The following is a 26,752-nucleotide window of genomic DNA, read 5'->3' on the forward strand; positions in this document are numbered from 1 at the left end:
CTATGTCAGAAGAAATCATTAAAGTCCCCGATATTGGTGGTAGCGAAGACGTTGAAATTATCGAAGTATGCGTCCAAGCTGGCGATACAGTTGCAGAAGAAGACTCACTAATTGTGCTTGAGTCTGACAAAGCCACCATGGAAATTCCCTGCCCCAAAGCAGGAACAATCCAAAAGCTATTAGTGCAAGTAGGTGACAAAGTCTCTGAAGGCAGTGAAATTGTGGCCCTGGCCGCAGAAGGTGCTACTGAAGCACCAGCGGAACCTGCTCCTGCTGCAGAAGAAACCGCTACAGCAGAGCCAGCCCCAACACAGCAACCTGCTGCTCAAGCACCAACTGCTTCAGCCATTGAGCCAATTACCGTGCCTGATATTGGCAGTGAAAACGTGCCTGTCATCGAAGTATGCGTAAAAGAAGGTGATGAGATTGCTGAAGAAGACTCAATCATCGTGCTTGAGTCTGATAAAGCCACCATGGAATTTCCTGCTCCTAAAGCAGGTATCGTCAAAAGCCTGAAAGTGAAAGAAGGCGATACGGTTTCCATGGGCGACCTAATCTTAGAGCTGGAAACCACGTCTGCAGCACCACCAGTGGCAGAGCAATCCGCTGCGCCTGCGCCAACAGCTGCGCCAGCTCAAGCACCACAAGCAGCTGCACCACAACCACAAAAATCTGCGACATTAGATAAGCCAAGCCAAAATGTTCATGCTGGTCCAGCCGTTAGAAAACTGGCCCGTGAATTTGGAGTGGATTTGTCACTGGTTAAAGGCTCTGGCCCACGTAGCCGAATTCTTAAAGAAGATGTGCAAGCCTACGTTAGCGAGCAGCTGAAAAAAGCGAAAGCCCAACCTACTGGTGCTACTGGTGGTGCCGGTATTCCTGAAGTGCCAGCCGTTGACTTCTCACAGTTTGGGCCTGTTCGTGAAGAGCCAATGTCACGGCTGCGCAAAGTGGGTGGATTCAACCTGCATCGTGCTTGGTTAAACGTACCTCATGTTACCCAATTTGACGAAGCTGACATCAGCGAACTGGAAGCCTTTAGGCAAGCACAAAAGGCGAAGGGAGTAAAAATGACGCCCCTTCCCTTCTTAGTAAAAGCTTGCGCCCAAGCACTAAGAGCATTACCAAACTTTAATGCGTCACTAAACGCTACTGGTGATGGGCTGGTTTATAAAGACTATGTACATATTGGTATAGCAGTTGATACCCCAGATGGCTTATTAGTACCAGTCATTCGCGATGCTGATAAAAAAGGCTTAGTTGAACTTGCTAAAGAAACCATCGAATTGGCAGGCAAAGCTAAAGAGAAAAAACTATCGCCCGCAGAAATGCAAGGCGCTTGTTTTACAATTTCCAGCTTAGGTAGTATCGGCGGCACCGCCTTTACCCCAATCGTTAATACACCAGAAGTGGGTATTTTAGGGGTTTCCAAATCGTCCATGAAACCGGTTTGGAATGGTAAAGAGTTTGAGCCACGCCTAATGTTGCCTTTATGTTTGTCATACGACCACAGGGCAATCAATGGTGCCGACGCAGCACGCTTTACAGCCATCTTAAGCGATTTATTAGGCGATATACGGCAGTTATTGCTGTAAGCTTGCGAAACGCTTACCCTACAAAAAAGCCCCAACTTTGGGGCTTTTTTAATTTAAAGACAAAATATACACACCCAACAATATAATCTACATACCCACAGCGAAGGATATATTTATTTCCAATCCCAACTTTGAATAGGATGCCCAAACAGTGAACTCCAGACCCCTACTTTAACTCCTGCACTACGCCCCCATGCAGTTAATAATAAGTTATCACCAGCTTCGCTAACTACCCGCTGACCTTCGATTTTCCATTTTTGCCCTTTACCACTATCACAGCTTTTTAATACAGCACGATCACCCCGACTCGCTATATCACTTACCGCTAAACAGTTGCCTGATTTATGCTTTAACCGACCTTGGTCATCATGTTGCCATAGTTGCTTTTTATTAGTGGCACAGTTAGCCAGCTCTGCCTGGTTAGATGTATTAACAGACAAACAATAACCTGTGACTGATTTTAATTGTTTAAAGTCACCTGGATCGGGGTCAGGATCAGAGCCTGCGGTTTTGGCCATTTCCACAGCAAATGATGTAGCCATTTTGGCAAACTTATAAGCATGGTTCGCATTGTTACCAGATTTACTAATGGTATCACCTGTAGTATGTAATGCTTGGTTATGCTTACCAAAAGGTGCTTCTGATGGCATGGTAGCTGGGAAGCCTTGGTTATGCCAAGAGGCATGATCAGAGCAAGCATAGCCACATTGAGTAGTACCAATATTTAATTCAGGTGCATAATAATTTGCGACCTCTTTGAAAAAGTTATTCTGTGCACTATTGGTATAATCAGTAATAATTGCCGCATCAACCGCATCTCCCTGATAGTTGGTCATATCCAATTGCAGCACACCAACCACATTTTTCCCTTGGTTTTTATGAGCTTTAGCAATTTCTTGAGACCCCTTCAAACCTACTTCTTCTGCCGCATACCCCATAAATTTTAAGGTTCTACTAGGCTTGTAGTCATTATTCATTAAAACTCGAATCACTTCTGTAATCGTAGAGATACCTGATGCATTATCGTCAGCCCCTGGTGCACGGGCATTAATTCGATCACTACTGTATTGATTAATTGAGTCTAAGTGCCCACCGACTACAACGATTTCGTCAGCTAATTCATTCCCTTGTATTGTCATCACGACAGAGTCCTGATTCCAACTGTTGTGATTATACAGCTCAACTGATACATCGGATCGGCCCGCACTTAACTCAGCCCATTTGTCACGAATACGTTTTGCAGCATTGACACCAGTACTGCTACGATAATAACGGTTATTATATTCAGACAGTTCGATAATAAAGCTTCTAATTTCAGACTCTTTAATTTGAGGTAATAAAGGATTAATAATACTTTGCTGGTCAATCTTATAATCAATCAATGCTTGAGGCCTATTATCCATAAATGCTTGGATAGAAGCATAAGCCGCTTGCTCATTCTCATGCACCATATAACCACCACACCGCCTAAATTGCTTGTGCATATACATACTTAATAGTGGTAAATGTTTTTCCTGCACTTTAACCAAGCTTACCTTATCATTAGCTAAGTCAAATGATTTTTCATCTTGCATTAAACCTGGCATTTGCTGCTTTAACAAGTCATAACCATCTTTTCCAATAGTTACCCATACCTTTTCATTTGCTTGTGCAAAGCTAGCAAGTGCTAAGGCACTAGCTAAGCCTGTTAGCAATAAAAACTTTTTCATTGGTTCACCTTCCATGTGAAATAGAGTTGATAAAAAGTTAACTGCAATTTTTTATAATTATTATTAAACAAAAGCAACTTACTGATTACACCAGCAAGTCGCTTTGCATAACTAAAATTAAGTGTAGCTGGTTATGCCATTCACGAGAGCTTTTTAGAGATCCCCTTTACTTTTTCCAACTCCATTGCTGGATTGGATGATTGTTAAGAGAAGTCCAAACTCCTACCCTTGCGCCACTACGTGCCCCCCAACTCGTAAGTCGTAAACTTGAATCCTTCGCATTTTGAATAACATTACCATTGAACTGCCAACGCTGATAATCTTGTGAATTACACGAGCTTAAAACTGTTCGGCTCCCACGCTTGGGATTAGCACCTACAGATAGGCATGAATTATTGTCTGATTTAACTTTTAAGTACCCTTTATCATCCAATAACCATTGTTGATTATTTCCATTTTTACAGGATGATACAGTGATTGAGCCTCCTGCTGCAGTCAAACAATAGCCCGTACCCACCTGTAGACTCTTATATTTCCCGGTAGGATCAGGTGGGTCAACCTTACAACTATCACCCAAGCCAACTACTTTAAACGCTGTTTTTACATCAGCAACAGAATACCCTTTTTGCTTTGCTGCTTTCATTACATCACAAGCACCTTGTTCAAAAGTAGAATTTTTCTGCCAAAAAACCTGATTGGCTAATACCATTACATCAAAAGCCTTGCGAACGCCCCAGCCTTTCACTTCTGCTAGTTGATAAAAAGCTTTATTAAAAATACCACTAGAGTGATGCACATCCATTCCACTACGATAATCTTTAATATGCTCAATCGAACCACGATGCTTGCTAGGATTAGGGAAGTTTCGAATTCCTTTACCACTTTTAGTAATATCTGCTCCAACAATCCAGTCTACCTTTCCTCTCATAAAAAACTCAGCAGCTTCACCAGCCATATCAGAAAAAGCTTCGTTCATACCGCCAGATTGATTACGATAAACCAAATTAGAATTAAACTGAGTAAAGCCATGGCTAACCTCATGGGAAACAACATCCAATCCAGTTAAAGGGTAAAAGGTATTACGACCATCACCAAAGGTCATCGAACTGCCATTCCAGAATGCATTCTCATAATTTCTACTGTAATGCACTCTTAATGTTAATTTTGTTTTTAACGGTTTAACTCCATACCAATCGTTATATAGCTTAAATACAACCCCGCCAAAATAATGCGCATCGTTCAGCGGTGAATATGCACCATTAATTTCCTTTACCGTATTTTCAGGGCAGTTAAATCGATGAACAGAGCCACCACTGGTTGCATGATTAAGGTTAATGGTTTTTACGTTAGTATTTTCCATTCGACATTGATCATCGACATCCAAGTGATCAAAATCCTTACCATAATAGTATTTACCTGTATTTCTATTACCGCCTGGTCCTGTTGCTTTTTTTCCATGAGCCAAACCTTCCCAGTGATCAATAACTTCTCCCGTGTGAGCATCAATTATAAAAAAAGGCCGGGATGGAAAGCCTAAAGCATCTGTATAGTATGAAACCTCATAAACCAACTTAGGCTCATCATCTTCAAGATAGATAAATAATGCCTGTTGTTGATTTTCAAGCTTTAATGCTGATAAATGGCTGACTCCCATATACTGCTTTGCAATAAACTTTATTTGAGATTCATCTAAGTTGGGACGTAAGCTTAACGATAGGTCATCCAGGCCTATCACTTGAAAACCAGAAAAACGCTCATAAGCTCCATTTGCAGAACGAATTAATGTAAGGGTTAGCCCCCAAATTGGAATGTTATGATATTGTTGTTGGAAACGACTAATCGACTTTCCTGATTTAAGTAAAACCTGATTTACCAGCTCTACTCGTTCATTATTGGACATACCTAAAATAGTGGTAATCTGCTGACTTTGTGATAGGTTAATTGCTTTATTTAATTCGAAATTTGTTAAATCAACTTTTTCAATTGCAGCGTTTGCATTAGCTGCTAATACACTTATTGCGATAGTACTGATATGAAAAAACCTATAAAAACTCAAGCTATCCATATGTCACTCCTTAACATATTTTAGTTGACAGATAGTTTGAATTTTAGCCTGTCACTATAAAGTCACTGTCGCGATAGTTTTCCCATGAGACCACCCTCATAAAAAATACCAAACAGAAATCACAAAAAAACCCACCTTCATAATTTAGTCATAAAAAAAGCGGCTATTAGCCGCTTTTTTTATGCTATTAATACAACTTTTATTTCACAACTTTTATATTATCAATATTAAACTCTACACCTCGGTCTGGGCCAATAACCACCAGTTTAGCATCAACAAACTGGGAACCTTTGGCATTAAGCGTACCAGATAAAGTAAACCACTGACTATGAGTCACTACTTTACGAGCAATACGATGCCAGTAGTTACGACGAGGGTTGTTTTTGTCTGTATACAGCAGGTATAGAGAAACTGGTTGAGCTGTACCACGATAATTATCCAGCTTCACATCGGCTGACACTTGATAAGACTTGTTCGCTTCAACATGCCCCGTAACATCCACACCAGGTCCATAATACCAAGCATTACGATTATAACTTCTTAGGCTATAACGACCTTTAGATGCATGGTAGCTTGTTCTATAAAAGCCGCTATCTAAGCTAATTGCCTCATAATTCCAATTTTCAAAGCTTTCTTCAAATGCAATTGGATTATTGGGTGTTACTGGCTTGGTAACTTCTACCAGCTTAAATTCATCAATAATAAAGTCACGATTTGCTTGTGGACCGTAAGCAAATAATTTTAATTTCTCAACAACGGCCCTTGACGTTAATTTGAACTTTTTCTTTAGTGTGGTGAACTCTTTATTAGTAACAGAAGCATCCGCTAAATACTGAAAGCTCTGGCCACCATTAATTTCAAGGGTAATTTGTGCATCATCCCGAATGGTATATCGATCATCACCAACCAGTTTGATTTTTGCACTTACTTCATACTCATAGCCCTTTTTAACTTTATCAGTCACATCCTGCATAGGGCCCGAGTAAAAATATGGTCTATTTCTAACCTGTAGTCGATAATCTTGGCCACAGCTAGTTACTTTAGAAATTTGCTCTAGGTACCCCCCATGCCTAAACATAGACCAATCACTTATTTCGTTAAAATCTCCTTGCGATAATAAATTTTTCTCCATATGAGACTTTTTACAAAGTTCTGGAGTGGTTGGCTGAGCACCGCCCGTGCCAGTCTCACCATTACCAGAACCTGGGTTGGTTTCTGGGGTAGTTTCACCTGGATCAGTCTCTAATGGATGCTTTGTTGGCATAAACTCAGAAATTTGCTTAGCTAATTCATTTAGATTTTCTGAAGAGTCTGCACCATTGTATGACGTTTTTTCCACACCACATGCACGTCCATTACATTTATACAGGCTTGGGTTGGAAAATTGCTGCAGGCCAGTTGCTCTAAATACATAAGGATACGCCATAACTGTAGTGAAGTTACCCTGTTCACCATAGCCACGCCCCCACTTATATACACCACCCACACTCTTTTGTTTTAATGAATGGCCTAGCCCCATATTATGACCCAACTCATGGACAAAGGTATTATAACCACAGTCAACACCTACTAAGTTATAAGCTTGGGAGCTAGCACCATAATAGAATTTTCCTTCTGAGTTATATCGAGAAACATAACCTTGTGGCACATAGCCTATCCCACAAGTTATATAACCATCATTAGTGCGCTCTGCTAAATTAACTAATGTAACTATATCAGCACCGTGCTCTTTTCTTAACTTTTGTACATAGCTATCTGCACGAAACCCATCTAAATTATAGCCATTTACAGTTTGATAATAATTAGTTTTGAGTTTCTCAGAATGCACCAAACGCAATTGTAGATTAACATTACTATTGGCATATGCTTTATTCGCGTACGATATATAAGACGTAATTCGTGCATCAATATCACGCCCTTTATAAGTTTTAGTTGCAGCATCAGTATATAAAACCATTACATCAACTACAGTTTTTTGAGTATTTGCATATGCTGCATTTATAGACATAACAGCTGCAGTTAATAAGCTACTGCTAGCAAGGACAAATTTACCAAATGCTTTCATCAGGTGACTCTCCCTTGTATGAGGTGTAAAGTGTTGTCTATTAATTAACGCTCTTGCGGCGCTTGTAATTTCCCGCTAGATGCTACTGGAGGCTCATCAACAGCAGCTTTAATATTATTTTCATTTATTATTTGAGTTTCGCCTGAGCCATTATCCACAACGGCAGAATAAATGCCTTCACGAGTGGAAATAGTTATGTGAGTTTGAACCTTCCCTCTAGTCACAATGACGTTTTCTGTAGGATCTCCATCCACGATAACGCCTGTCCACACATGAACACCATTGAACGAATTTGCTGTATCAGTCAGTTTGGTAATAAATGATTTATTTAACTCTGGAATAGGAAACTCAAGTACCTGACCGACCTGAATCTGTTCAATATAAGATGGATCGACTTGTAGGTGATCAACAGGAATGTCGAATTTATCAACCGATTGTTGCTGCCCAGTTTCTTGCCAAAATACTACAGGTGTTCCATCTAGTTTCGGCAGTTGTGGCTTTTTCTTTGGTACAGGCAAGTTACTTGACTCAACCAATTCTTCTGATTTAGCAGTATTTTCAGCTTTATCAAGATTTTTGCTTAAGCCTTGCTGACTAATATTATTACTGACTTGATCAGCGGTGACTTGCTGGTCATTATTTTGAGTAACCCATAAGCCAACAGCAATACCTGCAACAGCACATAATGAGCCTGCAGCAAGCTTCCAAGACATCAAATTCAGTCTCCCCATGGTTATAAGTAATAGAATATGTTGCTAAGTGCTGGTTTTCTTGTGCTTTTTTGATAAACAACAAGAGTTGCTATATTTTTTCTCCCTTTACTAATAATCGCGTTAAAGGAAGTCACTAGTGGTACATACTAACTAGGTTATACAACAACTAACGTGTGGCGAATTATAATGTCGAGATTGATTTGAAAAAGAGACCCAGCTCACAAAAAATCGATTTAAAGGATCGCGAAACAAGAATAATTCAACAACTCAATAACCATAAAATGACTAGTCAGTTTCAGAATTAAAGAGGACGAAAGTGCGATAAGCCCAAAGAGATAAGTGCCCAAATAAATAACAAAAAAAGGGCTAATTTAATAAAGCAGAGAGTTTATTTTTTATTCTAGTTTCCCATCTACTTATCTTCAATAGGTCAACACGGGAGAGAGTAATATTTTTCTCAGGAGGATGGTCAAGCCCTGCTAACACAGGTACTGGCAATGTGTCAATAATAGCATTAATATTGTCAAAATTATTATCACTTATAACATCTATAACCCAAGCAGATACTTTTTTGCTTTTTATCATATCAAGTGAGGTCGGTGTTTCTGATAGCCTAACTACCTCAACCTGATAACCAAGCTGATTAACCAAATTAGTAAGCACAGCCTGGCTTCTATCAGAATCAATTATCAACCCAACAACGGGGCCTAGTTCTACTTTTTCAATACACAGCACTTTCTGAATAGTAGTTACGAACTCACGACTAACAACAGGTACTGAAATACATGCTTGAGCCCCCAAGCTGATTGCCATTTTCCCTAAATAGCGGTCATTCCACTCATTAATCACTATGATGGGTATACTTGAAGCAACAGGGTCACTTCTTAACAGCTGTATAAGTGATAAACAAGTAATACCCTGCAAGTCAGCACTGATTAAAATAACATTTGGCAAAAAGCGCTTTACCATCACAGCAGCCATTAACGGCTCATTACAAACCAGCGCATCCATGGCAAGACGGCAAACCATATTATCAAGCAGTTTCGATGTATTTCCTGAATGCCCAATTAATAATCCTTTAAGTGCAATATTAGAACTCCAATGTTGCTTAGTTGAGCAAAGTGTTAGCTCGCCATGGTCAGCATTAGCGTTCATACATAGTAAACCTTAAACTGCAGGATATTAACGTTTGGAGTAAATAGTTAGTAGACAAGCAAACGTGGTTTAATTTGTAGATATATATTTTCAAGAAAAATATATAAGCACTTACTTTTATACTATGCAGAAGAGTCTGTTAATTATGACATCCATAATTTAGTTATAAACTAATGCCATTATCTACCAGACATGCCATAGTCATTCTTACCAAAGTAATCTATCTTACCAGCTATCTATTCGGCCAATTAGTTACTTGGCCAGTAAATTTAACTACTTACATTGCCTTTGTGAGTTAGCATTAGACTACATAATTCTTACTATTAAAATCTGCTAATCTGCATTCTTAGACTCTGATCAATAATTTAGAGCCGACCAATTATTTATTGATCACTAAAAATAAAAAGTGACTCGCACTCCCATAGCCAAAGCGAGTAGCTTTTAGAGTCACCCCCTAAGAAGCGAGCTAAATAATGCTCTCTCTTATATTCAGCAAGCGTTACAACAGCAAGCTTCGAAGAGCTTAGAAAATATATAGGGAGCAGAGCTGAGGCTGGGTGAAATAGTAGTTATCGAATTATTCACGAAGTGTATAGGTGGGAAAGTTAAGCAAACACAGTTATATCTATTTACAGCAACTTAACTACAAGATATTTTTTAATGTTAAGCTCTAATCAGGTTAATGAAGTAAGACCTTAACTCTGAGTAATCAGAAGGCCTTCTCTCTAGCATATAACTAGAATGTAGGCCTAATCATGATTAACTGACAACTCTATAACATGCTGATCAGAGGGTTGAGCATTAGCCTTATAGTCGTCAGCATTCTCAGCATTAGTGCCCAAAATGAAGGCAGCGCATACAGCTGTCAGCATGATGGCACAGGCTTTCAATAGGTTTTTATCAAACATATTTGCCACCTCAATCAATATATAAATAAATATCTACCTTGTAACTGGGCTTGATTATAGAAGTCTACTTAATAAAAAAAAGAGAACCTACGCACAAGATTCAATCCCAGCTGTCAAAAAAATTATCACTTGTGGCCTTGGTCTCTTTGCTTTTTTGCGTGATTACACATTGTTACAAATAGGTAATAACGCTTATCTATAGGTGTCTACTCACAACAAACTAGTACCAAACCCCACAACTATCAAAACTTAACAGGTGTATCACTATTTGACACTATTTTTTCTTTACACTGATGTCATCAATGAAGAAGTCATTACCTGGCTCAGGGCCAAACAGATACAGGTGAATAAATTTAACATTGCCTTTTGCCTGGAAGCTCAAATCCCCCGAGACCTTAGTCCACTGCTGACCAACTGGTAACTTAGCTGTTTTAACTCTATGCCAGTGGTAGCCCTCATCATCCACATAAAAAAGCTGGATATCAATCAGCTGCTCTTTTGCCTGATCAGCTGCCTGCCTGGCACTCAAGTTAAATTGGTATTGCTTACCACTTTCTAACAAGCCTTTTACATCCAAAGCAGGCCCTGAATACCAGTGACTTCTCCCTGACACTTTCAAGCTGTACTGACCAGTTTCAGCTACTTCTTTTGAGCGAGAGACCTGATCAACTCCAAAGAAAGGAATCCAGCCATGTAAACCTAGTTCAAAGTCATGATTGAACACGTCTGTATTTGGTTTAGGGGGCTCTCCACCGACTTGGGCCAGCTTAACTTCATCAACATTCAGCGCATACTCAGCTTTAGGACCAAACAATAACACCTGAACCTTTTTCAATTCACCTAATGCTTGAATTTTAAACTTATTTTTCACCAAGCTCATTTCATTACTGGTAATAGATTTATTGACTAAATACTGGTAATGAACACCCACTTCATCAGTTATTTTTAGAGCTATTCGGGCCATGCCTCTAATTTGCTGCTTGGAATCTATCTGCATTTTTGCTGATATTTCGTATTCAGTATCAAGCTTTACTTTTTCCGTAATATCTTGAATAACGCCATCATAAAATGCCTTACGATTTTTAATGGATAAAATATTATCTTTACCACAAGATTTTTGTTTCTCAACTTTTTCTAAGCTCACGTTACTGTTGTGGAAAGACTTCCAAGGATTGAGACTGTTAAAGTCACCTTCTACAATCAGGTTATTAGCCATATGAGGTTTCTTACAAAGATCTGTGTTTGGTTTATCATCATCACCTGGATCTGGGTTATCGTCTCCACCAGGACAATCTGGCCCACCAGAGCCACCATCAGGCTTATCATTAGATTTAATAATTGCAGACACAATATTTGAATAGTCAGAGTCGCCCATCTCATTAACAGCTTTTACTCGATAATCATAATGCTTATCCAATAACACTGCTGTATCTGTATATGAGGTAGTATTTGCTTCCAACTCAATCAAATTTGCCCAATCATTATTTTCCTTCAGTTTACGTTGCAGAATAAATTTTTCTTCGTTATTACTGTTATCCTTCCAGCTCAACATTATTGTTTTGTCATCTTTATCGCCCTTACCAAAAAGCTCTGTTGGCTTACTTGGCTTTTCTTTATCGTCATCAGGATTCGGTTTAACCGTCCCCACAAAACTAGCGACTTGACTCGCCACTACTTTTAGATTTTCAACCGCATCAGCCCCATTAGCACTATTTTTATCAACTCCACAGGGCTGATTCTTACATTTATTTTGCGTAGGACTGGAAAACTGTTGTACGTGCTTAGCTCCATTAAAGGTTTTTGGGTAAGCCATGATAGTTGTAAATAACCCATTTACCCCATGCCCTCTGGCCCAAGGAAAAATACCGCCAACACGACCAGAAGGATTCTCATTTTGAGCTGAATGCCCTAATCCCATGTTATGACCAAGCTGGTGCACATAAGCCAGCAATCCACATTCTGCGCCAATAACGTTGAAACCATAGCCACTAGCACTACGATTAAACTTACCTGTTTCTGCATTCCCTTTAGGTACCCAAGCCGTACCACAAATATCTTTCTCACGAAGAGTAATTAAGGTAACCAAGTCGGCGCCATATTGCTTACGTAAGCCTGCTATTTTTTGATCATCCGTAAATTTTTTAAGGGTACTGCTGGATACATTCCCCAATGCATCTTCTGTTTGGCCTGAGTAGACAACTCTCAGTTTTATGTCAACATCACTATTACGATAGCTTTGGTTTGCATACTCAACCAAGTTAGTAATATGAGCATTCATATCTTTAACTTTGCTTGCTGCTTCAGGGGTATATAACAGCATCACATCGACAGTCGTTGTTGCCAGTGCCTGCCCGGTAATTAATGATGACACAGCCAAACTCAAGCCAATCAACGCCTGTCTACTTTGTGAGTACATGCAACCAAACTCCTATTATTAGCAAAGCTTTTCTTTTTAAATAGCAGGATTAACTACGATCTTTTGGCGGCTCAACTGGTACTTCTGGTGCTGGGATTGCATCATTAAAATTAGTGATTGTTTTTGCAATATCATCTTCACTAATCATGGTGGCTTTACCCGAGGCATTATCAATGCGCACTGAATACACACCATCACCAGTAGATACAGTTACATAAGTTTCTACTTCACCACGAGTAACAATCACATTATCATTTTCAGAACCATTATTTATTTTGCCTTTAAATACATGCACATCATCCAACTGATTATGAGTAGTAGTAAGCTCTGCTTGATATGACTGATTTAATGCTGGCACTTCAAACTCAAGGGTTTGTCCCAATTGCAACGAGCTAATTAACTGTGGATTAACCTGCAAATGGGTTGTTGGAATGCCATTTTCATCAACTGTTTGTTCCTGTTCTGAGGCCTGCCACATACTGGTAACTTCATTAGGGTCTACTTCAGGTAAGGCTGGAGCTGGTTCTGGTAATGGTATTTCAGCTGGCTCTGAAGCAGCAACATCATTCACAACTTCTTCTGTCGCAGGGATTGCCGCTACCGCTTGAGTATTAGTTTGCACTGGCTCGTTGGTTTCACTACCTGCAGACTCAACCGGTTGACTCACTGGCTGATTGCTACGTTGCTCAGAAGGCATCATCATTACGGTTGCACCAATACCAACCACTACAGCACCAACACCAAGGAATAGCTTTGAACCTTTCATAATTTTTTCCTCTAAAAAGGGCTTATATGAGAAAATCATTTAGCATAAAAAATAAGAAGGCCTGCATTAATGGATTCAGCAGCCTACAGCACTTTAAAAGATTAGTCTTTATCAAAAAGCACCTTACTTTTTCTTGCTATACCCTACACTTTACGCACTCTACGCTTTGGGTATATGGCAACTCACTCGTCAAAAAAAATAATCACTAAACAAAAATTTGAGCTACCAAACATTAAGCCGTAACATACACTCAATTCAGCCGTTTTTATTTAAAGAAGCGATGAATGAATACCTAGTTACAAAAGCATTTAGCCATTCAGACTTTATAAAGCACCTTCAAAATTAAATGCAAATCAACGACAGTATTAACTGGAAGCGAGTATAAAAAGGAAAGCAACACTAAAAAGCGAATTTTCGCACATCTAGGGATTTCACTTTAGGTGTATTAACAAGCTGTAGTATTATTCACAGCCTATACGCGACCTATATCTACTCGGTAATAGACCTTGCTCATAGATAGCAAACAAGTCTTTCTTCCAATACTCAAGGGCACCTCTAATTTAAAACAATTGGCTCACCCCATTATCAACAAACTATACAGTATAGTGGATCAAATATTAAACAACCCTTGAGATCAAATTTTATTTTAGTTTCTTTTAAAAAATAACCAGGCATTGCTTTCAATAATTAAATTAAAACTCATATAAGACAAATTTAGTGGATTAAATATCAATTTAACTATCAATATAGCGCTATGCTTTTTAACAAAGCATACAAGCTTTTATCGTAAATTCAATGAGTTAATCAGTTCACCCATAAAACAAAAATGAGAATAGTACTTTTTATCAGGATTTTGTAATGAATAAGCAAAATAGCGTACCACTATTTATGCTAAGCAGCCTTTTTTTAGCTGTAACAGGCTTTGCTCATGCAAATAGTGAAAACCTTCTTCAACCAAATGATAATTATACACCACCTGACTTCAACAATAACACACATGAAATTGTTGGTGGCCGCCCCTCTAATTTTGAGGAGCGTAAATGGATGGTTTGGCTAGGTGGCTGTGGTGGCAGCTTGCTCAATAAACAATGGGTGCTTACAGCTGCTCACTGCTCTCCCAGAGCAGGTACCAGAGTAACTGTTGGCCGTTATGATCGAACCACAAATAAAGGCGAAGTTATTAGAGCAGAAAAAGCCATTATTCATCCACAATATAATTCACGCAACAATGATCATGATATAGCACTAATTAAATTACAACGCCCAGTAAGTAGCAGTTTAAATATTACCCCTATTAATCTAGCTGATACCAATGTTTATCATAATGCAATCAAACCAGGTACCAAAGTAACGGTAGCAGGCTGGGGTAATACACGACAGAATATCATGCTTTCCAATAAATTAATGGAAGTTGATGTTCCTGTTGTCAGCAAGCAAGAGTGTAACCGTGCCTATAGAGGTATTACTGACAATATGGTCTGTGCCGGCTACAAACAAGGCGGCAAAGACTCTTGCCAAGGCGACAGCGGCGGCCCTTTATTTATTAAATGGTATGATAAAGTTTATCAAATTGGCATCGTGAGTTGGGGAAAAGGTTGTGCTCGACCAGGCTATCCAGGCGTTTATACTAAAGCTGCTAACTATTATGAGTGGGTGAAAAAGTATGTTCCTTTAGGCAACAGCCAACCACCAGGGGATGATAACCCACCGCAGCCACCAGTGCCTCCAGTCCCCCCACCTGATAAACCAGATGACGATGGTCCAGACTGGCCAAAACCTCCTGGAGATGATGATAATCCGCCTCCTCCTCCACCCCCAGGGGATGACAACGATGGGCCTGATTGGCCGGACGATGATACACCTCCACCACCACCCACACCACCAGGTGATGATGACCCAGACTGGCCTAAGCCTCCTGGAGATGATGACAACCCTCAACCACCTCCTCCCCCACCTCCAGGTGATGGCGATGATCCAGTACCACCCGATGGTCCATGTAAACCACCAAATGATCCAAACTGGCCTAAGCCTCCCAACTGGCCTGACTGGCCCAAACCTAATTGGCCCGACAATAATAAACATGCCAGCAAGATACCTAATGGACAACAGTTTGCGTTTAAGCAATTAGCAGCTAAAGCAGGTGACTGGCTGTATTACACAATAAATGTACCGGCTAATACAAAAATGTTAGAGGTTCAAACAGGGAGAGGTAATGGTAATGCCAACTTATTTATCAGTACAGGCACTCTACCTAACGAAAGCAGCAGTGCCTGCACCTCAGCCAAAGCAAGCAATGGTGAGTACTGTCGTATAGACTATCCAACCGCTGGCGTTTGGTATATTGGTATTAAAGCCGAGCAAGGTTTTTCTAACTTAATATTAAAAGCCAGAGCCAAGTAGTCACATTACTTTATTTGAGGTAACAAAAAAGCCGCTTTTTAAGCGGCTTTTTTGTTGGGTTTATTAATTTACTTTTGCTTGGTCCTTAATAACGCTGTCATTGTTTGCGCTAAATCTTTAATTGCTTGATTATCTTTTCTAATAACCAACCAACGTTGACCGTCAACCGGATGCTTTAACCAGCACACCTTTTCTACTTGCGAACATTTATAATCAACAAATGGGTCTACACCATAAACTGATAGTCTAGAGCTTGAAAAACGTTTGTTTGCATCCGCCGCTAGTGAGCTTCGGCGAGTAACAAACAATTCACCCTGTTTATTTGTGGTAACCGAATAAATTAAATCAGCTTCTTTATTTAAATTAATTAGCTTACCGGTACGTACTGCATAATTATTTAAAATAGCATTTATGTGTCTTAGTAGTGCTTCTTCATCATTTTCGGTTAAATACAGTTTTTTCAGCGAGGTAACCATCTTTTCAGACTTACTTGGCCCGGCTTTAATAGCATCAACCGGAATTTTACTGGTAGGTTGGCTGGCCTTAGCCTTTACTACAAGTTTTTCTTCTGCTTCGGTATAAAGTGCTAATGCCTGCTGGTAAAACTCACCTTCCTTACCAGCTTTTGTCAGGTAACGCTCAAGATTCTCCTGAGCCTGGGATAACTTACCATTACGCAGTAATACCTGCCCATATAAAAAATAAAACTTATCAGGCGTACTTACTTGCAAAGTAACCGCCCGTTGCAAATAGTCTTCTGCTTGGGAAAATTCTTGATTGTTAATGTGTTTTTCAGCGGCAAGGATATACCTGTCCACTTCTATCTCTGCTGGTAAGTTTGCCCCTTGAACAGACCAGCTAAACATTGCAGTAAAAGCAATTGCGCTTAGTTTTAGCATCCTTAGTTTGTTCCCACAGTTTCTGTTATACAGTCTCATCACTACCTCACCTGTATTTTCCATCCCATTGGGTGTGTGTTATGCAGTTTCGGCTCAGGCTGTTCCATCAATACCTTTTCCCATGACAACCCTTATAAGTCATGCACATGAAAAGTTAACAGGCCCCCCAGCGGCCATTTCTAAACTGCATCTTATTTAGTTGGGCCTTTGCAGATATATCCTATAGGGCCCTTGTTATGAGGCTATCAAACAGCGCCTGCTTTCACCTTAGTATAAATATCCTTGGTTGGCAGCACCCATTGATAAGCTCCTTACTGCTATTATCGCATCACTGTGTCAAAGCAGCAGGTCAAATTATGTGCTAATTCTCTCAACCTTTAAAACCAGGTTATCTATACCCACTACTTTTACCTGGGTACCTGCTGGCATATCCTCCCCTGACACTTGCCAGTAACTGTCATCCAGTCGAACTCGTCCACGGCCACTACTGATATCATCAACTAATATTGTGACTCGTCCCACATGCTGCTGGCCACGTTGATTAAGTAGTGGCTGCTCAGTACTTTGTGGATTGACTTTCAGAAATCGCCACCAGCCCAAAGCAGTCACTACTGATAGAATGGCAAAAACCAACAGCTGCCACTGCCAGCTAAACTCTGGTACCAGCCACTTGATAATACCTACAACAATGGCCGCTATGCCAATCCACAGAAAGTAGCCACCAGTACCAAATACTTCAGCTGCTAACAATAAGAAACCTAAGCCAAACCAAAACCAGAAATTAAGGGCTTCAACTAACTCTAACAAAGCTATTTCCTATCAACAGACTTAACAATTTCAGTAATGCCTGCAACAGAGCCCACGACACTACTTGCTTCTAAAGGCATCATAATAATCTTACTGTTATCTGACGCAGTCAGCTGGCCTAATGCCTCAACATATTTTTGTGCCACAAAGTAGTTGACTGCATTAATGTCTCCCTCAGCTATTGCAACAGATACCATTTGAGTAGCTTTTGCTTCTGCTTCAGCCGCTCTTTCTCTTGCTTCAGCCTCTAAAAATGCTGCCTGACGCTCACCCTCAGCTTTAAGAATTTCACCCTGCTTTTCACCTTCTGCTTTTAAAATTTCCGCCTGCCGTAAGCCTTCTGCTTCAAGAATTGCAGCCCGTTTCTCCCGCTCCGCTTTCATTTGGTTAGCCATTGCCTCAACCAAGTCTGCCGGCGGCGTAATGTCTTTAATTTCAACCCGAGTGACTTTCACCCCCCAAGGGTTGGTAGCTTCATCAACGATTCTCAATAACCGCTCATTAATTTGATCCCGCTGAGACAGAATACCATCCAGTTCCATTGACCCTAAAACCGTTCTGATATTGGTCACCACCAAATTAGCGATCGCACGCTCTAAATTATTCACTTCATAAGATGCCTGAGCAGCATTAACCACTTGATAGAAGCAAACTGCATCGATAGTGACCATCGCATTATCAGAGCTAATCACTTCTTGAGGAGCAATATCTAGCACGGTCTCCATCATATTCATTTTGTGGCCAACGCGGTCAATCAATGGAATAATGATGTTTAACCCTGGCGTCAGTGACCGGGTAAATCGACCGAACCGCTCCACCGTCCACTGATAACCCTGGGGTACTGACTTCACCCCCATAAAAACCAGTACTAACAGGAAAAAAATAACGGTACCAATTACATATAATGATTCCATACTACTCCCCTGACTACATTAAGAGTTTTCTATTAAAAGCAGTGTTGAATGCAATACTATCCACAAAGGCAACGTTTGCTATAAAGGTAAAGCCCGCTATTTCATCCGTTCTACTGCGGGTGTTACCCGAATAACTTCACTAATAGTGGTTAAACCACTGGCAACTTTTTGGGCACCACTTACTCGTAAACTACGCATTCCATCTTTATAAGCTTGGCGCCTGATGTCTTGCACATCACAACTGTCTTCAATTACATGCTTAAGGTTTTCAGATAGAGGCATAATTTCATACACACCTAATCGACCTCGAAACCCCGTTTCACGACAGTCCAAACAGCCAGCGGGTTGACAGGCCGACTTAGGCATTGGTGCAGACCAGGGCCGAGTTAATGCCTGCCATTCAGACTCATCCACTTGTCCTTCTTTTTTGCAATTTGGACATAAAGTTCTCACCAAACGCTGAGCCATTACGCCAATTACCGTGGCTTTAATCATATAGGCTGGCACCCCTAGCTCAAGCAGTCGAGTGATTGCTGAAGGTGCATCATTAGTATGCAAGGTGGATAAAACCAAGTGCCCAGTCAGTGCTGCTTGCATTGCCATTTCGGCCGTTTCTAAGTCTCGAATCTCACCAATCATAATGATATCCGGATCTTGCCGTAGCAACGCCCGAACACCACTGGCAAAGGTTAAATCAATATTATGCTGCACTTGCATCTGGTTGAAGCTGGACTCCACCATTTCTATAGGGTCTTCAATGGTGCATACATTCACTTCCGCAGTAGCCAGCTCTTTAAGTGATGAGTATAACGTTGTCGTTTTACCTGACCCTGTTGGCCCTGTGACCAAAACAATGCCATTTGGTTGGCTGATCATATCATGCCAACGACGGTTGTCTTCTTTCATTAACCCCAGCTCGCCAAAACTTTTTAGCAACACATCAGGGTCAAAAATCCGCATGACCATCTTTTCACCAAAAGCGGTGGGTAATGTAGATAGTCGCAATTCAACTTCATTGCCTTCAGGACTTACGGTTTTTAAACGGCCATCTTGAGGGCGTCTTTTTTCTGCCACATCCATTCGGCCTAGAATTTTTAGCCGACTGGTTACAGCCGCCATAACCTGGGCTGGCAACTCATACACATAGTGAAGTACACCATCGATTCTAAGACGTAAGTGGCCTTTTTCCCGGCGTGGTTCAATATGAATATCACTGGCTCTTTGCTCAAATGCATACTGCAATAACCAGTCAACAATATTCACTATGTGCTGGTCATTCGCATCAGGAGCTTGCATATTGCCCAACTCAAGCATTTGCTCGAAGTTGGTTAAGAAGCCTCCATAAGCATCGCCACTAGCTCCAGAAACCGACTGGGCAATTTTGTAAAACTCTACTGTATAGCGTCGTATATCCGAAGGATTTGCAATAACTCGTTTAATTTCTTTCCGCAGCACATGGCGCAGGTTTTCTTCCCAGGCATGTACAAAAGGCTGAGCACTGGCAATAGTCACCGTTTCATCATCTACCTCAACAGCCAGGATCTGATGTCGCTCGGCAAACGCATGAGACATTTGTTTAGTAACAGAAGGCACATCAATTTTCAGCGGATCAATATGAAAATGACGCTGGTCTGACTTAATAGCCAGCCATTCGGTTAAACACTCAAGATCTAGTGCTTTACCTTCTCTTGCTTCATCTCGCAAGTTCTGGCTCGCAATATACTCTAAGGGGTGAAGCTTGGCCTGTTCTGGCGAACGCCTTCGCGATAGTAGCTCTTCTGCGACTTCATCACATAAACGATGATCTCGAACCAGGTCACGGAGTACACCACGTAAATCTATATAGTGATCTGGCTGTTGTTTGGTAGCTGCTTGCACATTAAACATATTAAGAATACTAAACTTAAATTAGGGCTTGTTGACATTTATCTGAAGCTCACTACTCAACGCGCATTCCATCTTGCATAGCAAAAATAATAGCCTCAGGTAGCACCTTACAACAAACTAACGTTGCTACCGCAAGCTTTCCAACTTGCCTCACGCATCTTCGATCAAACATCAACAGACCCTTAATAAATGGCCCGAATTACTCATCCTGTCCAGAAAACAAAACAAGTTTAAATTTTCGTTAAAAACGACTGCTGTTAAAAACTTTTACTAAAGGTCAGCTGCTGCCTCTAGCAACTGGTAACCTCGTTCTGCCTTACTTAAATCATACGGTTGTAATGAAAACTGTTTTTGCAGCAACCCTGCCAGGTTGATTAAAGCTGTTTTATCACCTGTTTTCAGTTCTAGCTCCAACTCATTAATAGGCTCCCTTTTGCTACCTGCGATGACAAAGCCCTGGTCTAATGCCAGCTCCACAGTTGCTACCGTTTTGTCATGATGCCATTCCACTAACCAGGTGGTACGCTCAAAGTTGGTTTCAAACACAGGCACTAACTGCTCTTTAACATCAGCTGCAAGCGACTGCGGCCAAACCTCATTAAGCAATGTTATATCCAGCTTTTTCTCTTGAATTGGCCATTCCCACTCTTGCCGCGAGGATAACCCTGCTACACTGTTGCCACGGGTTTTCAGGGTTTGAATAAGCTGGCCATCAGCTAACTGACGAATTCTTAATGCCATTTTATGTTGGTGTAAGTCTCCAGCTGATGTATCAAAATAGATATTAATCAAAGGCTTAGTACCAACTAGTGTAGACTGATATTGCTTGAAAAAAGCAGCCTGTTTGATTTGCTCTGGCGATGTATCTTGTAATGCCAGCTTGATTTCAGTTTCAGTTCCCATCTTGCTCGCTCTATTCCTTCTTCGAGTTTTTAGCAGGTTTTATTGAATGGTAAATCGCTTAGCACCATCAGTTCGACTGATAATAGGTATAACTTTTAATAAATAATCTCAATATTTGATAGTTATCACAAACAAAGTCTGATTGACCTGATGTGTCTCAACCATCACCCACCAAATTATCAGACCGAGTTACCTAAACCTCCATACTGAATATTAATTAACCTCTTATAGCTAATAGAAACATTCAACACTTCTTACAAAAATGACTAATGGCTTAAGAATGAGTATATCTGCTGAAACTTGGTGCCAATTTGCGGCTATCTAGTCAGTAAAATTTACTTCGTTTTGATGACATTTAGGGGTGGTCATGTCAGATTAGTCTCCGTATACTTGCGCCGACATTTATCCTGGAATCGGTAAAAATGCCAGCAAAAAACCTATTATCAAGTATGTTTGGGCGGTCGCCGATAGGGCCAATTCAGCAGCACATCGCTAAAGTACACGAGTGTGCTACACAGTTGGTGCCTTTTATTAATGCGGCTATGAGTGATAACTGGGAAGAAGCTGCCAAAATTCAAGCAGACATTGCCAACCTGGAAGGTGAAGCGGACGTTTTGAAAAAAGAAATCCGCTTATCATTGCCTAAAAGTTTATTTCTGCCTGTACCTCGTACTGATTTATTAGACATCATTACAGTACAAGATAAAGTTGCTAACCGAGCAAAAGACATTGCTGGGCTGATGCTAGGCCGTCAAATGTCTATTCCTGCTGAACTGCAACCAGAGTTTAAAGATTATATAGCCCGCTCTGTAGACACTTCGGCTCAAGCACTGAAAGCCATGAGCGAATTAGACGAGCTGGTCGAAACAGGCTTTTCCGGCAGAGAAGTTGATATCGTTGAAAAAATGATTGAAGACCTGGATGCCATTGAAAGTGATACGGACAAAATTCAAGTTGCCATCAGAGCAAAACTATTCCAATTAGAAAAACAATTACCTCCAGTAGATGTGATGTTTCTTTATAAAATCATCGACTGGATCGGGGACCTTGCCGACAGAGCCTCTAGAGTAGGTAGCCACTTACAACTATTACTTGCCCGTTAAACACTAAAACACCGGAAAGAAACAATGGAAATCATTGCTGAATACGGCCTGCTATTTATGGGTATGGCCTGCGTTTTTGGCTTTTTCATGGCTTGGGGGGTTGGTGCCAACGATGTGGCTAACGCGATGGGAACATCAGTTGGCTCTAAGGCACTGACAGTAAAGCAAGCAATTTTAATTGCTATGATTTTTGAGTTTGCTGGTGCTTATCTGGCTGGTGGCTCAGTGACCTCAACAATTCGTAAAGGCATTATCGACCCATCCACCCCAGAACTACTAGCTAACCCTGATTTGCTCGTATACGGCATGTTAGCAGCCTTGCTTGCAGCGGGTACTTGGCTATTGGTCGCCACCATGTTTGGCTGGCCTGTCTCTACTACTCACTCGATTGTTGGTGCAATCGTTGGCTTTGCCGCAGTAGGTATTTCTGTTGAAGTAGTGAATTGGGGGAAAGTTGGCACCATTGCCGCCAGCTGGGTAGTCTCACCCTTACTCTCAGGTACCATCGCCTTTGGCATATTTATGAGTGTCCAGCGGCTTATTCTCAACACCGACAACCCCTTCCAAAATGCAAAAAAATATGTGCCCATTTACATGTTTTTAGTGGGCTTCATGATTGCCATGGTCACATTGGTTAAGGGTTTGAAACATATTGGTTTGGATCTCAACTATGGCCAAAGTGCAATCATTGCTCTGCTTGTTGGTATCGCAATTATGCTGCTTGGCAAAGCGCTACTAAACAAAGTGAAAGAAGACCCTAAAGCAGATGAAAAATTTCACTTTAGCAGTGTGGAAAAGGTATTTGGGGTACTGATGATTTTCACTGCTTGTGCCATGGCATTTGCCCATGGTTCTAATGATGTTGCTAACGCCGTAGGACCGCTGGCAGCAGTTGTCGGTGTGGTAAAGTCTGGTGGAGAAATTGTATCCAAAACCAGTATGCCCTGGTGGATTTTATTACTGGGTGGCTTAGGTATTGTGGTTGGTTTAGCTACCTATGGTTACCGAGTCATGCAAACCATTGGTAAACACATAACTGAGCTGACACCAAGTCGTGGTTTTGCTGCAGAGTTAGCTGCTGCAACCACTGTTGTATTAGCATCCGGTACTGGCCTGCCTATCTCTACCACTCACACATTAGTTGGTGCGGTATTAGGGGTTGGCTTTGCTAGAGGTATTGGCGCCCTTAACTTACGGGTTATTGGTAATATCTTTATTTCTTGGATAGTCACTTTACCTGCCGGTGCTGGCTTAGCAATTTTATTCTTCTATATTTTCGAAAGTCTTTTTACTTAAGTTGCTATCCGCAATAACAGATAAAATAAAAACAAAGCCGAGTGTGCATGCAGTGAAAGCTGCATGCTTGCTCTGCGTCTGACTCTTACTAAATCCTAATTAATTACCTGACTAAAAATACTGACATATGGGCATGGGAAGCCACATAGTTACCATGTGCATGAAAAAGGTTTTCCCAAAAACCTGGGACATGGGATGCCATAATAATTAGGTCAGCTTCAATTGCCTCCCCTGCATCACTCAACAGCCTATCAAGATCTACAACTGGGTCTGAAGCAGTAATTGGATGTGCCTGTCCCTTCACACCAGACCTGCTGTTCTGCATAGCAACAAACTCATCCAGTTTTTTAGCAAAAGCGTCAGAGTTACGTGCCAGTTCGCTAGGCAATGAGCCCGTGACAGATACATAGTGGACCTCAGCACCATATAGCTTCGCAAGATCTGCAGCAGCCTGTAATGCCTTACCCATTTTGTCCAGGTGAGTCAGGTCAATGGGAACCATAATTTTGGTATACATTACTGTCTCCTCCACCTTGATTCTGGGAATGCTACTTAAAAGGTAGATACCCTGACTGGGTGCGGCAAGCTAGATAAACTGTAGGCAATTCTTTTATCTGGCTTACTCCCTACAAAACTATTATTACAGCGAGGGCTAAGCTAGTTTAAACTATCTACTTTTTATACCCCATGTCCCGTACATAAGAAAAAGGAAACTGTAGTTATGTGGTTGCACTATGCAGTAATAGGTTTAGCACTGCTTGCCCTTCTAGGGGTTGTCCTGGAAGAAGTAATACATATCAATAAAGCCAAAATTACCCTTTTTCTTGGCGCCCTAGCCTGGATTCTTCTGTTTGTTTCAAGTCATGGGGGACCTGAAAATCAGGAAGCTATTATTCATGGCCTGGAAAGCAATATTGCCGAAATAGCCAGCCTTTGGCTTTTCTTACTCGCAGCGATGACCTTTGTTGCTTATCTCAACAAAAAAGGAATGATTGAAAACTTAATCTACTTATTTCTCCCTAAGCAGGTTTCTGAGCGAAAGCTGTTATTTTTAACGGGCCTGTTTTGTTTTATTTTTTCTTCCCTGGCCGACAATATCACTGCAACGCTAGTCTCCGTCACCCTGATTCTTTCCTTACGCATGGATACTGCAAAAACCCTGCGGTTTGCTGCCTTATTGGTTTTTGCTGTTAATTCCGGCGGTGTTGCCTTGATTACTGGTGACGTAACCACTCTGATGATATTCCTACAAGGTAAAGTAGAAATATTAGACTTATTAATGCTGAGCATGCCCTCCTTTGTTGCCGTTATGTTTATGGCAACAATATTAAGCCTGGGACTGTCAGGAGAAGTTACCGTACAACAGCGTCGTACTGAAGTACGCAGCGTGGATATCATCATCGCCTGTGTATTTCTTTCGACAATTGTAGGGACGATTATTCTGAATGTTGCCTATCAGATACCACCCGTACTCACTTTTCTGTTTGGGTTATCAATCATGTTTCTGGTTGCCCGCTTTTTCAATGATGACATTGAAAATGACCCTATTCTTGAATATATCCGCTCCATTGAGTTCGAAGCTCTGTTGTTTTTCTTAGGTATTTTATTACTTGTAGGGGCACTGAAAGAGATAAACGTATTGGAATCACTGCTATCGATGTACTCGTTGGTATCACCAGTGGTAGCAAACTATTTGATGGGGCTGCTATCTGCCTGTATTGATAACGTTCCCCTTACTGCTGCACTACTCAAGTCTGGTATTACAATGACTAAAGCAGAATGGTTAGGATTAACTTACGCTGTCGGTGTAGGAGGCTCACTGCTCATTATCGGCTCTGCTGCAGGTATAGTAGCAATGTCCAAAATACCAGGCCTTACTTTTGGCAAATACGCTCGTTATGGACTGGCTTTGTTGGGAGCATACTCTGTTGGCTATGCAGGAGTATATCTGCTTGCAAACTATGTAATATAAGCTAATCAGTCTATTTATTTCATTTTGGGTATATACGAGGTTGTAGCGAAATACTGCTGGGAAAATATGAAGTAATAACCTCATATATATAGGGAAAAGGCTGACTCACGCCCCCTTTTCCCCAAAGAACATTTACCCAACAATGAGCAATAGGCTGTTTTATGTCAGTGTTGTGAAAATAACTGATACACTTGTGTAATTAATCCTACTATCAGGGAATGTCATATCCTTAATAAGCGTACCGTTAGTGTTGTAATTATAAATATGATTAGCTGAAGACAAGTACAAATCATTATTTGGCCCTGCAGCAATACCACTGATATTAAAGCCAGTGTTCTTATAAGATAACTGATTAAGTGCTAAATCACGTATGGTAAACCCTTCCTGAGAACCATTATATGATGCATAAACTCGATCACCGATAACGGTAACATCAGTGTAATTAATAGAGCTGATGGGAAACTCCATATCTTTTATCAATGTACCATCTGTCTTGTAATGATAAATATGGTTACCAGCAGCTACATATACATCGTCATTTGGACCTGCAGCAATACCATTGGCTTTTATCCCAGTATTAAAATAAGACAACTGATTCAGATTTAAATCACGAACAGTAACACCTAATTGAGAACCTTCATAAGCAGCATACACTCTGTCGCCTTTAACAATAACACTGGTATAATTGATGCCACCATCAGGAAAGGTCATATCCTTAATTAACTTGCCGCTGTTATCATAGTGAAATATATGATTATTTGAAGTTAAATACACATCATTGTTAGGGCCTGCAGCAATACCACTGAAGTTAAAATCTGTACCAACAAAAGACAGTTGATTTAACTGAAAATCACGAATGGTAAAGCCTCTTTGTGAGCCATTATAAGATGCATAGACATTGTTATTATTCATGTTTGATATCCTTATCAATCTTTTTAACTGTTTTATACAGTCACTTTATACCAGTTACTTTATAGCCTCTATGATGAGCTCTAATCACAACCTTTTAGTTAACCAATACTGTAGACAGTTTTTGGTCTTAAAGTGGTAGGATTGAACCAAAAATAGAAACTGTGAGAATGCGGTTGTCGAAATCGAATTATCACAGGAATCTATCTTTGGAAAGCATAGTAGAAACGGTTTTACGCTCAATGTCCAATGTTAATAAACCTCAACAGA

The 26,752-nt window shown here is 40.7% G+C and carries 20 protein-coding genes; 5 read left to right on the top strand and 15 right to left on the bottom strand.

Annotation, left to right across the window (positions count from 1 at the left end; genetic code table 11):
- The first annotated feature begins 2 nt into the window (after positions 1–2).
- On the top strand, positions 3–1,595 hold the full coding sequence (gene aceF, locus ORQ98_RS08150) for a dihydrolipoyllysine-residue acetyltransferase (RefSeq protein WP_274688302.1): 1,593 nt from the start codon (positions 3–5) through the stop codon (positions 1,593–1,595).
- Between the two features lie 113 nt (positions 1,596–1,708).
- Here the strand turns inward: aceF and ORQ98_RS08155 are convergent, their stop codons facing one another.
- From ORQ98_RS08155 to bamI (ORQ98_RS08190), 8 genes are all read right to left on the bottom strand, one after another.
- Positions 1,709–3,304 carry a M20/M25/M40 family metallo-hydrolase gene (locus ORQ98_RS08155; protein WP_274688303.1) on the bottom strand — a complete coding sequence of 532 codons (1,596 nt, stop codon included), beginning with the start codon at positions 3,302–3,304 and terminating at the stop codon, positions 1,709–1,711.
- A 166-nt stretch (positions 3,305–3,470) separates the two neighbouring features.
- On the bottom strand, positions 3,471–5,369 hold the full coding sequence (locus ORQ98_RS08160; RefSeq protein ID WP_274688304.1) for a M4 family metallopeptidase: 1,899 nt from the start codon (positions 5,367–5,369) through the stop codon (positions 3,471–3,473).
- A gap of 199 nt (positions 5,370–5,568) precedes the next feature.
- Positions 5,569–7,434 (bottom strand): biofilm-associated metzincin protease Mep72, encoded by a 1,866-nt coding sequence (gene mep72, locus ORQ98_RS08165; protein WP_274688305.1) that lies wholly within the window; start codon positions 7,432–7,434, stop codon positions 5,569–5,571.
- A gap of 44 nt (positions 7,435–7,478) precedes the next feature.
- The gene (gene bamI / locus ORQ98_RS08170) at positions 7,479–8,147 is read right to left on the bottom strand and encodes a biofilm-associated metzincin protease inhibitor BamI (protein ID WP_274688306.1); all 669 of its coding nucleotides are present in this window, start codon (positions 8,145–8,147) and stop codon (positions 7,479–7,481) included.
- A gap of 366 nt (positions 8,148–8,513) precedes the next feature.
- The gene (locus ORQ98_RS08175) at positions 8,514–9,302 is read right to left on the bottom strand and encodes a PleD family two-component system response regulator (RefSeq protein WP_274688307.1); all 789 of its coding nucleotides are present in this window, start codon (positions 9,300–9,302) and stop codon (positions 8,514–8,516) included.
- A 749-nt stretch (positions 9,303–10,051) separates the two neighbouring features.
- Positions 10,052–10,210 carry a hypothetical protein gene (locus tag ORQ98_RS08180; RefSeq protein WP_274688308.1) on the bottom strand — a complete coding sequence of 53 codons (159 nt, stop codon included), beginning with the start codon at positions 10,208–10,210 and terminating at the stop codon, positions 10,052–10,054.
- Positions 10,211–10,484: 274 nt separating this feature from the next.
- On the bottom strand, positions 10,485–12,626 hold the full coding sequence (locus ORQ98_RS08185; protein ID WP_274688309.1) for a carbohydrate binding domain-containing protein: 2,142 nt from the start codon (positions 12,624–12,626) through the stop codon (positions 10,485–10,487).
- Between the two features lie 49 nt (positions 12,627–12,675).
- Positions 12,676–13,392 carry a biofilm-associated metzincin protease inhibitor BamI gene (gene bamI, locus ORQ98_RS08190; RefSeq protein ID WP_274688310.1) on the bottom strand — a complete coding sequence of 239 codons (717 nt, stop codon included), beginning with the start codon at positions 13,390–13,392 and terminating at the stop codon, positions 12,676–12,678.
- Positions 13,393–14,250: 858 nt separating this feature from the next.
- Here bamI (ORQ98_RS08190) and ORQ98_RS08195 point away from each other — a divergent pair.
- Positions 14,251–15,792, top strand: a complete 1,542-nt coding sequence (locus ORQ98_RS08195; RefSeq protein WP_274688311.1) for a trypsin-like serine protease — start codon at positions 14,251–14,253, stop codon at positions 15,790–15,792.
- Between the two features lie 68 nt (positions 15,793–15,860).
- Here the strand turns inward: ORQ98_RS08195 and ORQ98_RS08200 are convergent, their stop codons facing one another.
- From ORQ98_RS08200 to ORQ98_RS08220, 5 genes are all read right to left on the bottom strand, one after another.
- Entirely contained in the window at positions 15,861–16,691 is an 831-nt protein-coding gene (locus ORQ98_RS08200) for a tetratricopeptide repeat protein (RefSeq protein WP_274688312.1), read from the bottom strand.
- 354 nt (positions 16,692–17,045) lie between these two features.
- Positions 17,046–17,498, bottom strand: a complete 453-nt coding sequence (locus ORQ98_RS08205) for an NfeD family protein (RefSeq protein WP_274688313.1) — start codon at positions 17,496–17,498, stop codon at positions 17,046–17,048.
- 2 nt (positions 17,499–17,500) lie between these two features.
- Positions 17,501–18,412 carry an SPFH domain-containing protein gene (locus tag ORQ98_RS08210; RefSeq protein WP_274688314.1) on the bottom strand — a complete coding sequence of 304 codons (912 nt, stop codon included), beginning with the start codon at positions 18,410–18,412 and terminating at the stop codon, positions 17,501–17,503.
- 96 nt (positions 18,413–18,508) lie between these two features.
- Positions 18,509–20,299, bottom strand: coding sequence for a type IV pilus assembly ATPase TfpB (tfpB, locus tag ORQ98_RS08215; protein WP_274688315.1), 1,791 nt, complete (start codon positions 20,297–20,299; stop codon positions 18,509–18,511).
- A 270-nt stretch (positions 20,300–20,569) separates the two neighbouring features.
- Positions 20,570–21,202 carry a CYTH domain-containing protein gene (locus ORQ98_RS08220; protein WP_274688316.1) on the bottom strand — a complete coding sequence of 211 codons (633 nt, stop codon included), beginning with the start codon at positions 21,200–21,202 and terminating at the stop codon, positions 20,570–20,572.
- 422 nt (positions 21,203–21,624) lie between these two features.
- On the opposite strand from ORQ98_RS08220, the gene ORQ98_RS08225 reads away from it, so the two are divergent.
- Positions 21,625–22,305 carry a TIGR00153 family protein gene (locus ORQ98_RS08225; protein ID WP_274688317.1) on the top strand — a complete coding sequence of 227 codons (681 nt, stop codon included), beginning with the start codon at positions 21,625–21,627 and terminating at the stop codon, positions 22,303–22,305.
- 24 nt (positions 22,306–22,329) lie between these two features.
- Positions 22,330–23,601, top strand: coding sequence for an inorganic phosphate transporter (locus tag ORQ98_RS08230; RefSeq protein WP_274688318.1), 1,272 nt, complete (start codon positions 22,330–22,332; stop codon positions 23,599–23,601).
- Positions 23,602–23,704: 103 nt separating this feature from the next.
- On the opposite strand, the gene ORQ98_RS08235 is transcribed toward ORQ98_RS08230, so the two are convergent.
- Positions 23,705–24,118, bottom strand: a complete 414-nt coding sequence (locus ORQ98_RS08235) for a universal stress protein (protein WP_274688319.1) — start codon at positions 24,116–24,118, stop codon at positions 23,705–23,707.
- A 204-nt stretch (positions 24,119–24,322) separates the two neighbouring features.
- Between ORQ98_RS08235 and nhaD the strand changes: the two genes are divergently transcribed.
- A complete protein-coding gene (gene nhaD / locus ORQ98_RS08240; protein ID WP_274688320.1) occupies positions 24,323–25,573 on the top strand; it encodes a sodium:proton antiporter NhaD in 1,251 nt (416 codons plus the stop codon).
- A gap of 159 nt (positions 25,574–25,732) precedes the next feature.
- On the opposite strand, the gene ORQ98_RS08245 is transcribed toward nhaD, so the two are convergent.
- Positions 25,733–26,485, bottom strand: coding sequence for an NHL repeat-containing protein (locus tag ORQ98_RS08245; protein WP_274688321.1), 753 nt, complete (start codon positions 26,483–26,485; stop codon positions 25,733–25,735).
- Positions 26,486–26,752: the final 267 nt, after the last annotated feature.

Origin of the sequence: Spartinivicinus poritis, from assembly GCF_028858535.1 — a bacterium.
Lineage (GTDB): Bacteria > Pseudomonadota > Gammaproteobacteria > Pseudomonadales > Zooshikellaceae > Spartinivicinus > Spartinivicinus poritis.